Origin of the sequence: Streptomyces sp. NPDC087263 (assembly GCF_044744645.1) — a bacterium.
In the GTDB taxonomy this organism is placed as follows: domain Bacteria; phylum Actinomycetota; class Actinomycetes; order Streptomycetales; family Streptomycetaceae; genus Streptomyces.
On the sequence record NZ_JBIUYT010000003.1, the window covers coordinates 387,409 to 399,501 of the forward strand.

At 71.5% G+C, this 12,093-nt stretch carries 10 protein-coding genes; 9 read left to right on the forward strand and 1 reads right to left on the reverse strand.

Going from position 1 to position 12,093, the window contains the following annotated elements; all coding sequences use genetic code 11:
* Positions 1-118: 118 nt before the first annotated feature.
* Positions 119-1,579: an aldehyde dehydrogenase family protein gene (locus ACIPC1_RS11050; protein ID WP_402515520.1), complete on the forward strand. Its 1,461-nt coding sequence runs from the start codon at positions 119-121 to the stop codon at positions 1,577-1,579.
* A gap of 49 nt (positions 1,580-1,628) precedes the next feature.
* On the opposite strand, the gene ACIPC1_RS11055 is transcribed toward ACIPC1_RS11050, so the two are convergent.
* Complete coding sequence (locus tag ACIPC1_RS11055) at positions 1,629-3,383, reverse strand: ABC transporter ATP-binding protein (RefSeq protein WP_402515523.1); 1,755 nt, start codon at positions 3,381-3,383, stop codon at positions 1,629-1,631.
* Positions 3,384-3,659: 276 nt separating this feature from the next.
* On the opposite strand from ACIPC1_RS11055, the gene ACIPC1_RS11060 reads away from it, so the two are divergent.
* The 8 genes from ACIPC1_RS11060 to ACIPC1_RS11095 all read left to right on the forward strand — a co-directional run bounded on the left by ACIPC1_RS11060 (position 3,660) and on the right by ACIPC1_RS11095 (position 12,073).
* Positions 3,660-4,967 (forward strand): MSMEG_0569 family flavin-dependent oxidoreductase, encoded by a 1,308-nt coding sequence (locus ACIPC1_RS11060; RefSeq protein WP_402515525.1) that lies wholly within the window; start codon positions 3,660-3,662, stop codon positions 4,965-4,967.
* Positions 4,968-4,977: 10 nt separating this feature from the next.
* Positions 4,978-5,793 (forward strand): amidohydrolase family protein, encoded by an 816-nt coding sequence (locus ACIPC1_RS11065; RefSeq protein ID WP_402515528.1) that lies wholly within the window; start codon positions 4,978-4,980, stop codon positions 5,791-5,793.
* A gap of 79 nt (positions 5,794-5,872) precedes the next feature.
* Positions 5,873-6,394 (forward strand): MSMEG_0572/Sll0783 family nitrogen starvation response protein, encoded by a 522-nt coding sequence (locus ACIPC1_RS11070; protein WP_384379298.1) that lies wholly within the window; start codon positions 5,873-5,875, stop codon positions 6,392-6,394.
* 10 nt (positions 6,395-6,404) lie between these two features.
* Positions 6,405-7,505, forward strand: coding sequence for an MSMEG_0568 family radical SAM protein (locus tag ACIPC1_RS11075; RefSeq protein ID WP_402515530.1), 1,101 nt, complete (start codon positions 6,405-6,407; stop codon positions 7,503-7,505).
* Positions 7,506-7,508: 3 nt separating this feature from the next.
* Entirely contained in the window at positions 7,509-8,948 is a 1,440-nt protein-coding gene (locus ACIPC1_RS11080) for an MSMEG_0567/sll0787 family protein (RefSeq protein WP_402515532.1), read from the forward strand.
* Positions 8,945-10,060 carry a nitrilase-related carbon-nitrogen hydrolase gene (locus ACIPC1_RS11085; protein WP_402515534.1) on the forward strand — a complete coding sequence of 372 codons (1,116 nt, stop codon included), beginning with the start codon at positions 8,945-8,947 and terminating at the stop codon, positions 10,058-10,060. The genes ACIPC1_RS11080 and ACIPC1_RS11085 overlap by 4 nt, the downstream gene beginning before the upstream one ends.
* Positions 10,057-10,893, forward strand: a complete 837-nt coding sequence (locus ACIPC1_RS11090; protein WP_402515537.1) for a carbon-nitrogen hydrolase family protein — start codon at positions 10,057-10,059, stop codon at positions 10,891-10,893. Before ACIPC1_RS11085 ends, ACIPC1_RS11090 begins: the two co-directional genes overlap by 4 nt.
* Before the next feature lie 100 nt (positions 10,894-10,993).
* Positions 10,994-12,073 carry an MSMEG_0565 family glycosyltransferase gene (locus ACIPC1_RS11095; protein WP_402515538.1) on the forward strand — a complete coding sequence of 360 codons (1,080 nt, stop codon included), beginning with the start codon at positions 10,994-10,996 and terminating at the stop codon, positions 12,071-12,073.
* Positions 12,074-12,093: the final 20 nt, after the last annotated feature.

Genomic DNA, 12,093 nt, shown 5'->3' on the forward strand with positions numbered 1-12,093 from the left:
TACCTAGTAGGTTGGTGAAGTAGGATTCACGTGGCGAACACGTGTTGCCGCTGTGAGCGCTCTACTGATGTTGTTGACAACTGCGTACCGCTGTCGCTACGTACCGGAGGAACCCGCCATGGCCATCACCCGTGAACTGTTCATCGGCGGCAAGGATGTGCCGGCCGCCTCGGGCCGCACCGCCGAGGACATCAACCCCTTCACCGGCGAGGTGTACGCGACCGTCGCCGCGGCCGGTCCCGAGGACGTCGCCCGTGCCGTGGACGCCGCCGACGCGGCCTTCGCCGACTGGGCCGCGCTCGCACCCTTCGCACGCCGGGCGATCTTCCTCAAGGCCGCCGACCTCCTCGACGCCAGGGGGGAGGAAGTGGCCGAGCTGATGGCGCACGAGGCGGGCGGCACCCGCCCGTGGGCGTACTTCAACGTGGGTCTCGCCGCGAACATCCTGCGCGAGGCGGCAGCCGCGATCACCGCTCCGCGCGGTGAGGTGCTCAGCTCCCAGGAGGCGGGTGCGCTGGGCCTCGCGATCCGCGAGCCGCTGGGTGTCGTCGCCGCCTTCGCGCCCTGGAACGCGCCCGTCATCCTCGGCGTGCGGGCCGTCGCGGCTCCTCTCGCCGCGGGCAACACCGTCGTCGTGAAGCCCAGCGAGGACGCGCCGATCGCGTGCGCGCTGCTCGTCGCCGACGTGCTGCGCGAGGCCGGGCTGCCGGACGGTGTGCTGAACGTGGTCACCAACGCCCGTGAGGACGCGGCCGAGATCGCCGAGGTGCTCATAGCCGACCCGCGGGTCCGCGCCGTCAACTTCACCGGCTCCACCGGAGTCGGCCGGATCATCGGCGCGCACGCCGCCTCGCATCTCAAGCCCGCCGTACTGGAGTTGGGGGGCAAGAACGCGGTCGTCGTGCTCGACGACGCCGACGTGGACTACGCGGTCGACGCGGTCACCTTCAGCGTGTTCATGAACTCCGGCCAGATCTGCATGTCCGGCGACCGGATCCTCGTACACGAGTCGCTTGCCGAGGAGTTCACGCAGAAGTTCGTCGCGAAGGTCGCCCAGCTCCAGGCCGGTGACCCCGCTCACCCGCACACGGTGGTCGGTCCGCTGGTCAGCGCCGCCGCCGCACAGCGGGTCGCGGGGCTCATCAAGGACGCGGTGGCCAAGGGCGCCACGGTCCTCACCGGTGGCGGGGAACCGGAGGGCGCGGTGCACCCGGCGACCGTCCTCACCGATGTCACCAAGGACGCGGACATCTACTACGCGGAGGCGTTCGGCCCGGTCTGCGTGATCGAGACCTTCGCCGACGACAGCGTCGCCGTCGCCGTGGCCAACGACACCGACAACGGTCTGACCTGCGGAGTCATCACCGAGAACGCGACGCACGGGCTGGCCGTCGCCCGCCGTATCCGCACCGGCATCGTGCACATCAACGACCAGTCCGTCGCGGATGAGCCGCACGCGCCCTTCGGCGGCGTCAAGGCCTCCGGCTACGGGCGCTTCGGCGGTCGCTGGGGCCTGGAGGCGTTCTCCAACACCCGCTGGGTGACCATTGCCACGCAGCAGGCGCACTACCCGTTCTAGACGGAGGGGAGCGCGAGCCCCCGGGGCAGGTGCGCCGGGGGCAGGCCGGTCAGCCGACGGTGGCGAGGAACTGCGTGGCCGCCAGTTCCGCGTAGAGCGGGTCCCCGGCCACGAGTTCGCGGTGGGTGCCGACCGCGCGGACCCGGCCCGCGTCCATGACGACGATCCGGTCGGCCATCGTGACGGTGGAGAGCCGGTGCGCGACCACGAGGACCGTCGTCGTACGGGCGACATCGGCGACGGTGTCGCGCAGCGCGGCCTCGTTCACCGCGTCGAGCTGAGACGTCGCCTCGTCGAGAAGCAGCAGGCGGGGGTGGCGCAGCAGGGCACGGGCGATGGCGACGCGCTGCCGCTCGCCGCCGGACAGCTTGGTGCCGCGGTGGCCGACCAGCGTGTCCAGGCCGAGCGGCAACCGGGCGACGAGTCCGTCCAGACGTGTCGTCTTCAGCACGCGGGTGACGTCGGCGTCGTCGGCGTCCGGGTTGCCGAGCAGCAGGTTGTCGAGGAGGGAGCCCGACAGGACGGGCGCGTCCTGCTCCACGTAACCGATCGAGGAACGGAGCTCGGGCAGATCCCAGTACTCCAGCTCACGGCCATCGAACGTGATGACGCCCGCCTCGGGGTCGTAGAACCGCTCGATGAGGGAGAAGACGGTCGTCTTGCCCGCGCCGGAGGGGCCGACGAACGCCGTCATGCCGCGGGCCGGGACGGCGAACGTCACGCCGTGGTGGACGTACGGCAGATCGTCGGCGTACCGGAAGCGCACGTCGTCGAAGGCGAGGGCGGCGGGTTCAGCGCTGGGGGACGGCAGTGGCGCGGGCAGGGCGGCGGGCTCGGCGGGGAGCCGCAGGGCCTCCTGGATACGGGCGAGCGCGCCGGCGCCGGTCTGGTACTGCGTGATCGCGCCGACGAGCTGCTGGATCGGTGACATCAGATAGAAGACGTAGAGGAGGAACGCGACGAGCGTGCCGACGTCGATGGCGCCGGTCGCGACGCGGGCGCCGCCCACCGCCAGCACCGTGATGAACGCGATCTGCATCGCCAGACCGGCCGTGTTGCCCGCGGCGGCCGACCACTTGGCGGCGTGCACGCTCTGCCGCCACGACTCCTCGGCGGCCGCGTGGATGGCCTGCTCCTCGCGGCTCTCGGCACCGGAGGCCTTGATCGTGCGGAGCGCGCCGAGGATCCGTTCCAGTGAGGCGCCCATCACGCCGACCGCGTCCTGCGCCCGCTTGCTCGCCCGGTTGATGCGCGGCACGATCACGCCGAGGACGGTGCCCGCGCACAGGATCACTGCCAGGGTGACGCCGAGGAGCACGGGGTCGACCAGGCCCATCATCACCACCGTCGCGACGAGGGTGAGCCCTCCGGTGCCGAAGCCGACCAGCGAATCGGTCGTGACCTCGCGCAGCAGTGTCGTGTCGGAGGTGATCCGGGCCATCAGGTCGCCCGGTTCGCTGCGGTCCACCGCCGGTATGCGCAGCCGCAGCAGATACGACGACAGGGCACGCCGCGCGCCGAGCACCACCGACTCGGCGGTGCGCCGCAGAACGTACGAGCCCGTCGCGCCCACGGCCGCGTTGGTCACCACCAGCGCCGCCATGCCGAACAGCGCCCCGGTGATGGGGCGGTCGTGCGACAGATCGTCGATGAGTCCGCGCGCCACCAGCGGCAGCACCAGCCCGGTGGCCCCGGTCGTGAGGGCCAGCAACCCGCCCGCAAGGAGCGCCCATCGATGCGGTCGTACGTACCCGAACAGCAGGCGCCACGCGGGTGCCTCGGGTTTGGCTGCGGCAGTGCTCACGGCGCTCCTTGTGCGGGGTCTGTGCGGAGCATTCAGGCTACGTCGGTGAGAGGGGTGGACGGTGCGTGCGGCATCTCGGCGCCGTCAGGGAAGCCGATGGCCTTCACAGGGAATCTTGCCTGCCAGGCAACGAGTGAGGTTTTGGTAACGCCGCTTTGTTCCGGATGACGTCATTCCGCAATAGGCCGTGGCTGAAGTGGTTCCCACAAGCAGCGGCGAGGTGCGAGACCGGCAACGGTCGTCCCCGACAACCTTGCCCCGCGCATGGAGGACTTCATGCCTGAGCTGTACGGAACCCACTATCCGGTGGCGGTCGTCGGTGGTGGCCAGGCGGGACTTTCCGTCAGCCACTGTCTGCGCGAACGCGGTATCGAGCATGTGGTGATCGAGGCGAACAGGGTCGGCCACGAGTGGCGCGAGCGGCGCTGGGACTCCTTCAGCCTGGTCACCCCCAACTGGCAGTGCAGACTGCCCGGTCACCCCTACACGGGGCCCGACCCGGACGGGTTCATGGTGCGCACGGAGATCGTGCGCTACTTGGAGGAGTACGTCGCCCGCTTCCAACCGCCGCTGGTCGAAGGTGTGTCCGTCACCGGGCTGCGCCGCTCCCCGAGCGGCGTCTTCGAACTGGCCACCAGTGCAGGGGAGTTCACCGCCGATCAGGTGGTGGTCGCCACCGGCCCGTACCACACTCCTGCCGTCCCGCGGATGGGCGAGCGGCTGCCCGGCAGGGTCGAGCAGATCCACTCCTCCCGCTACCGCAACCCGGACCAACTCCCCGAAGGCGCCGTCCTGGTGGTGGGCACCGGACAGTCCGGCTGCCAGATCGCCGAGGATCTGCACCTCGCGGGACGCCAGGTCCACCTGGCCGTGGGCAGCGCACCCCGGGTGGCCCGCTTCTACCGTGGCCGGGACTGTGTCGCCTGGCTCGACGAGATGGGCCACTACGCAAAAGCCATCGACCACTTCGACGACGCGGCCGCCGTCCGGATGCGCGTCAACCACTACGTCACCGGGCGCGACGGCGGCAGGGACATCGACCTCCGTGCCTTCGCCCGTGACGGAATGCGCCTGTACGGGCGGCTGACCGGCATCGACGGCGGGATCCTGGAGTTCGCCGACGACCTCAAGGTCAACCTCGACCGGGCGGACGCCGTGGCCGAGGGCATCAAGGACGCCATAGACGTACACATCACGGAGCGGGGCCTGTCGGCGCCGGACGAGGCCCGCTACGTACCCGTGTGGGAGCCGACCGAGCAGCCGGCCGCGCTCGACCTGGCCGAGGCACAGATCACCTCCGTCATCTGGTCCACCGGCTTCACCCGCGACCACCGGTGGATCGAGATACCCGTCTTCGACGGCCGCGGCTACCCCATGCACTGGAGAGGCGTCACCAGCACCCCCGGCCTGTACTTCCTGGGCCTGCCCTGGCAGTTCTCGTGGGGCTCGGGGCGCTTCGAAGCCGTCGGCCGGGACGCCGAGTTCCTCGCCGGCCACATCGACGCCTCGCGCCGCCTCGCCGACGTCTGCGGCACCCTCACCGGCGCCCCCACCGAGCTCGCCTCCGCACTCCCCGTCGGCTGAAAGCACGGACATGGTCTTCGACGCACACCGCCACATCGGTGTCCTCCCCGCGTACCCCTTCTACGGCGGACCGCCCGTCAACCCCGACACCACCGCCCGCGCCACCGTCAAGCAGCTCCTCGCCGACCTCGACGCCGAAGGCACCGAACGCGCCCTGGTCCTCCCCAACTACGGCGTCCCCGACCCCGACATCGCCTTCTCCTTCAACGAGTTGGCCATCGAAGCCGCCCAGACCGACGACCGCATCAGGGCGGGCCTGTGGGTCTCCCCGCGTCCCGCGGACGAGCACCGCACCGCGCACGCCCTCGCCCTGGCCCGCGAGGACGGCGTACGCGCCCTCAAGCTCAGCTTCCTGCTCGGCGGACGCCCCACCGACCCCGAGTGCCGCCCGCTCCTGGACCGGATCTTCCACGAGGCCGCGCGCCTGGACCTCGTGGTGCATGTGCACACCTCGCCCGGCGCCGCCTCCGACATCGACGAGGTGGGCCACCTCGTCGACTGGTACGCCGATCAAGTCGCCGTCCACCTCGTGCACTTCGGCGGCGGGATGAGCGGCCACATCAAACTCGTGGGCTCCCGCTTCTTCGACTGGATCGAGTCGGGCAAGCGCGTCTACACCGACCTCTCCTGGGCCATCGGCTTCGCCCCGTACTGGCTGGCCCGGGAGATCGAGCACCGCGGTATCGGCCACGACCGGGTGCTCTTCGCCAGCGACCAGCCCTGGGGCGACTTCGCCGGCGAGTACGCCCGGATGACCGCCGCGGCCGGCGGTGGCGAACTCGGCGAGCGGGTCTTCCGGGACACGTTCGCCACGCTCTACGACTGACCCGCCCACCCCTCACCCACGTACGACCTTCTCCGACCCCGTACAACCCTCGCTCACCAACACGCCCAAGGAGACAGCCATGCCGGAAACCGTCGAACTCAGCGAGATCGAGCAGAAGTCCCTCACCGAGATCCCGCACCCCTCCCTCCCCGAGGGCACCAGCATCTACGGCGACACCAAGGTCTTCCCCGACTACAAGGCCGAGGACGGCGAGACGTACTTCACCCTCGTCCACGGCATCGCCCACGAGTCCTCGGTCTCCTTCGTCGCCGTCCTCCAGGCGACCCGCGCCCTGCGCAAGGGCTTCGAGACCGCCATCTACTTCTACGGCCCCGGCTCGCTGAACTGCCTTGCCACACGCGGCTTTCCGACCGTCGGCAACTCCGCCTTCCCGGGCGAGCACAACATCAACAACCAGCTCAAGACCTTCCTCGGGGAGGGCGGCAAGGTCTACTGCTGCCGCTTCGGGCTCTCCCTGCACGGAGCCCGCGAGGAGGACCTGATCGAGGGCGTCATCCCGACCCACCCGCTCGACGTCCAGGACGCGCTGATCCACTACGCGCGCAAGGGCGCCATCATCAACTCGACCTACCAGCTCTGAGGGGCAAGCCATGAGCGTTGGCACCGGTACACAGACGAGGGGGACGGGTCCGGTCGACGTCCGGATCACGACCCGCGCCGAACTCGCCCTCCACGGAGTCCGGTTGGAGGCTCCCGTACGGCGTCCCGACGGCGCCGGACCCAGCGACGACGGGCACGTCCTCGTCGACGGTGCCAACGCGGCGCTGCCCCGCAACCCCGACAGCCCCTACTCCGTCCGGGACGGCCGCGTATGGCTCGGCGACGACGACACCGGCCTGACCCTGACCGCCGTACAGCGCCCCAGGTTCTACGACCTGACCACCGCCGACGGCACCCCGTACGAGCACATCGCCCGTCTCCACGGCGCCGACGTCCTCGCCACGACCGTCGTACAGACCTGTATCCGCTATGCCGAGTCCGACCGCTGCCGCTTCTGCACCATCGAGGAGTCCCTGCGCTCCGGTGCGACGGTCGCAGCCAAGACCCCGGCGCAACTCGCCGAAGTCGCCGAGGCGGCCGTCCGGTTGGACGGTGTACGCCAGATGGTCATGACCACCGGCACGACCACAGGGCCGGACCGGGGCGCCCGCAATCTCGTACGGTCCGTGCGCGCCGTCCTCGAAGCCGTGCCGGGACTGCCCGTCCAGGTGCAGTGCGAACCACCCGGCGACCTGGTGTGGATCCGTGAGCTGCACGACGCCGGAGCGACGGCCATCGGCATCCATGTCGAGTCCCTCGACGACGCGGTACGGCGGCGCTGGATGCCCGGCAAGTCAACCGTACCCCTGGAGGAGTACGAGGCCGCGTGGGACGAGGCGGTCCGGGTGTTCGGGACCAACCGTGTCTCCACGTACCTGCTCGTCGGTCTCGGCGAGGATCCCGACGAACTCATCGCGGGAGCAGGGAGGTTGATCGACCGAGGGGTGTACCCGTTCGTCGTTCCCTTCCGCCCGATGGGCGGCACGCTGGCCGCTCGCGACGGCGCCGAGGCTCCCATCGCCGCGCTGTTGCAGTACGTCACCGAGGGCGTCGCGGCGAAACTGCGCGCGGCGGACATGAACGGCGCGGACCAGCAGGCCGGTTGCGCGGCCTGCGGGGCGTGCAGTGTGCTCAGGACGGCGGGTGGGTGAGCCGTGTACCTCGACGGATCGACGACGACCGTGCCCGTGGTGGTGGAGAGCGCGGAGGACATCCTCGCGCTGCTCGGCGACCGCAGCACACTCGCACGACAGCCCGGCTTTCACATCGAAGAGGCCTCGGACAAGAGCGAGTTGAGGGCCTACGGACGGCTGCGCCGGGACACCTTCGTCCACGAACAGGGGCTCTTCGCGGGCCATGACCTCGACGACCGCGACGACGACCCCCGCACCCTGGTCCTGATCGCCAGGGACCGTTCCGGCGCCGTCCTCGGAGGCGTCCGGCTCGGCCCCGTGGACGACGGCCCGGACCTCGGATGGTGGGCGGGCGGCCGGCTGGTCGTCGCGCCCGGCGCCAGGGGCCCGCAGGGGATCGGAGCCGCCCTCGTACGGGCCGCCTGCGCACGGGCGGAGGCCGCGGGCGTCCTGCGCTTCGACGCCACCGTCCAGGTCCGAAATCGCCTGCTGTTCAAGCGACTTGGCTGGCGGCCCGTCAGGGAGGTCGTGCTCGCGGACCGTCCGCATGTCCTCATGCGGTGGCCGATCGGCCGCATCGCCGCGCAGGCCGAGGCCACCAAGGCCCCGCTCGGCCCCCTGCTCCGCGCACTGACGCCGGCGCCACTCGGCTACGTGGGCGACGACGGCGCGCCTGTCGCCGGTACGGATGTGATCGCCGCCTGCGACGCGATCGTGCCGTCCATGGTCGAGCGGGACCCCGACTGGGCAGGCTGGTGCTCGGTCCTGGTGAATGTCAACGACCTTGCCGCGATGGGCGCTTCACCCGTCGGACTGCTCGACGCGGTGGGCGCGAAGGACGCCTGGCACGCGTCCCGGATCCTCGCCGGGCTCGGCCGCGCGGCGCGTGCGTACGGCGTCCCGGTGCTCGGCGGCCACACCCAACTCGGCGTGCCCGCCGCCCTGTCCGTGACCGCGCTCGGCCGCACCGACCACCCGGTGCCGGGCGGCGGCGGGCGGCCGGGGCACGCGGTGCGACTCACCGCGGACCTGGGTGGCGGCTGGCGCCAGGGCTACCGGGGGCGCCAGTGGGACTCGTCCAGCCACCGCCGCGGGGACGAACTCCGCACCATGACCGGGGCGGTGGCAGCGGTACGGCCCGCCGCCGCGAAGGACGTGTCGATGGCCGGGATCGCCGGGACCCTGGGCATGCTCGCCGAGGCGAGTGGCTGTGGCGCCGTGCTCGACGTGGCCGCCGTGCCGCGCCCCGCAGCGGCGACCATGGGGGACTGGCTCACCTGTTTCCCGGGCTTCGCGATGCTCACCGCCGACCAGCCGGACGCGCCACCCCTCCCCGCCGGTCCCGCCGCAGGGGCCCGCTGCGGAGAGCTGACCGTGGGACACGGGGTCGGGCTGCGCTGGCCCGACGGAGAGATCACCGAAGCCGTCACCGGACCGGTGACCGGAATGGGGACCGCATGAGTACCGACCGCATGGGCGTCGACGGCATGGATACCGATCGCGTGGCCGCCCGCCCGACAGGCGCCGACGGCATGAGCACCGATCGCGCGGGCGCCGACGGGGCGGGCGCCGAGCGCGCGGACACCGCTAGTACGAGCGTGAGCCGCATGAGTACCGACGGCATGAGCGTCGACGGGGCGGGCGCCGACGGCGCGATCACCGAGCGCACGAGTGCGAGCCGCGTGGGCACCCACCGCACAGCCGCCCACGGCACAGCCACCCACCGCACAGGCCCCCTTCGTATGGCCGCAGTCTCCGCCGAGTTCGGGCGGGACCTCGAGGAGGACTTCGCCGTAGTGGAACGGCTGATCAAGGAGGCGCGGGCCGAGGGCGTCGGGCTGCTCGCCCTCCCGGAGGCCTGCCTGGGCGGCTATCTGCTCAGCCTCGACGACTCCGCGTCCGACGAGGGCCCGCCCGCGCTCGCCCTGGACGGCCCCGAGATTCGCCGACTGGCCTCCCTGGCAGGGGATTTGACCGTCATTGCGGGCTACTGCGAGGCCGACGGCGACGCCCGCTACAACAGCGTCGTCTGCGTCAACGGCGACGGCGTGCTCGGCAATCACCGCAAGGTCCACCAGCCGCTCAGCGAGGACGTCAGCTACGCGTCCGGCGACCGCTTCCACGCCTTCGACACACCGGTCGGCCGGATCGGCATGATGATCTGCTACGACAAGGCGTTCCCGGAGTCCGCACGTGCGCTGGCGCTTGACGGCGCCGAGATCGGCGTCTGCGTCTCGGCCTGGCCGGGCGCCAGGACCCACGCCACGACGGACCTGGTCAACGACCGCTGGAAGCGCCGCTTCGACCTCTTCGACCGGGCTCGCGCCCTGGAGAACCAGATCGTGTGGATCTCCGCCAACCAGGCGGGTACCTTCGGGTCGCTACGCTTCGTCGGCAGCGCCAAGGTCGTCGACCCGGGCGGCGAGATCCTCGCCGACACCGGCGTCGGATCCGGTCTGGCGATCGCCGAACTCGACGTCACCCAGGCCCTGGAGACCGCCCGCCGCTCGATGGGGCACCTGCGCGACAGGCGCCCGGAAACCTACACGCACGCAGGAGCAGTCAGCCCATGAGCACCATCCGGATCGCGGCCGCCGCCGCCCACTTCGGCCGCGACCTGGAGTTCGACCTCGCACGCATCGCGAAACTCATCGATGACGCGCGTAAATCGGGTGCCGGACTGCTCGTCCTGCCCGACGCCGCGCTCGGCGGCTACCTCGCCGACCTGCGCCACCCCGACCCCGACGCCCTGCCGCCCGCGCTCAAGCCGGACGACCCGCTGATCCTCCAAGTCGCCCGTCTCGCCGCCGAGATGGTCGTCTGCGTCGGCTACTGCGAGGACGGCGGGACCGAGCACTACAACGCCGCCGTGTGCGTCAGCGGCGACGGCGTCCTGGGCCGTCACCGCAAGGTCCACCTCCCGGCCGGTGAGGTCGCCGCGTACGCGCCGGGCGACCGCTTCGACGCCTTCGACACCCCCGTCGGCCGGATCGGCATGCTCATCGACTACGACAAGACGTTCCCGGAGTCCGCCCGCTCACTGGCCCTGGACGGAGCCGAGATCCTCGCCTGCCTGTCCGCCTGGCCCACCAGCATCACCAACCGGGCCCCGCGCATGGCCCAGGACCGCCAGGCCAAACTCTTCGACCTGTACGACCAGGCACGCGCCGCCGAGAACCAGGTCGTCCTCGCCTCCTCCAACCAGACCGGCACCATGGGCGGCATGCGCTTCCTCGGCCAGTCCAAGGTCGTCGGCCCCGGCGGCGACATCCTCGCCCGCACCTGGGCCAAGGCCGGCCTCGCCGTCGCCGAGGTCGACGTCGCCGCGGAGATGGACCGCGCCCGCCGCGTCCTGCGCCACCTGGGCGAGCGCCGTCCGGCGGCGTATCGGGAGGTTTCTTCGTGAGGGTTGCCCTGCTCGGTGTCCCGGCCGGGACGGGCCGTGCGCGCCGTGTCCTGCGCCACCAAGGTGAGTGTCGTCCGGCCGCCCACCGGGAGGTTTCCTCGTGAGGATCGCCCTGCTCAGTTACTCCACCAAGCCGCGGGGCGGCGTCGTGCACACCCTCGCGCTGGCCGAGGCGCTGGCCGCGGCAGGCGAGGACGTCACGGTCTGGACGCTCGGCCGGGGTGGCGACCGCGGCTTCTTCCGGCCCGTGGATCCGGCCGTGCGTCTCCACATCGTGCCGTTTCCCGACGGCCCGCCGGACGAGACCGTCGGCGCGCGCATCCTGCGCTCCATCGCCACCCTCCGCGACGCCTTCGACCCGACCCCGTACGACATCGTCCACGCCCAGGACTGCATCAGCGCCAACGCGGCGGGCCGCTGCATCCGCACCGTCCACCACCTCGACCAGTTCACCACCCCCGAGCTCGCCGCCTGCCACGAACGGGCCATCGCCGAGCCGTACGCGCACATCTGCGTCTCACGGTCGGTCGCCGACGAACTGGCCGACGGGTGGGGCCTGAAGCCCGCGGTCATCCCCAACGGCGTGGCGTACGAGCGCTTCGCCACCACGGACCCGGCGGCGCGCGCGGCCTGGCGCTCCCGGCTCGGCCCCTACATCCTCACCGTCGGCGGCATCGAGCCGCGGAAGGGATCACTCGACCTGCTGGAGGCGTACGCCTCGCTGCGTACCGGACACCCCGGCGTACGGCTGGTGATCGCGGGCGGGGAGACCCTCTTCGACTACCGCGACTACCGCACCCGCTGGGAAGCCCGGGCGGTGGAGCTGGGCGTGCGGCCCATGGTCCTTGGAGCCGTCGCCGACGACGAACTGCCCGCACTCGTCGCCGCCGCCGACGCTTTCGCCTTCCCGTCCCTGAAGGAGGGCTTCGGGCTGGCCGCGATGGAGGCGCTCGCGGCCGGGGTCCCGTTGGTAGTCCGGGATCTACCGGTGCTGCGTGAGGTGTTCGGACCGGCCGCCCGGTTCGGGGACTCACCGCGATCCCTTGCCGCCGAACTCGGCCGGGCCCTCGACTCGTCCGATCCGGCCCGCGCCGAGGCCGGCCGGGAGCTGGCCGCCCGCCACACCTGGGCCGAGGCGGCCGCGCATCACCTGGCCTTCTACCGGTCGGTCACGCCGTAGGGTCGGTCGGAGAGCCTGTG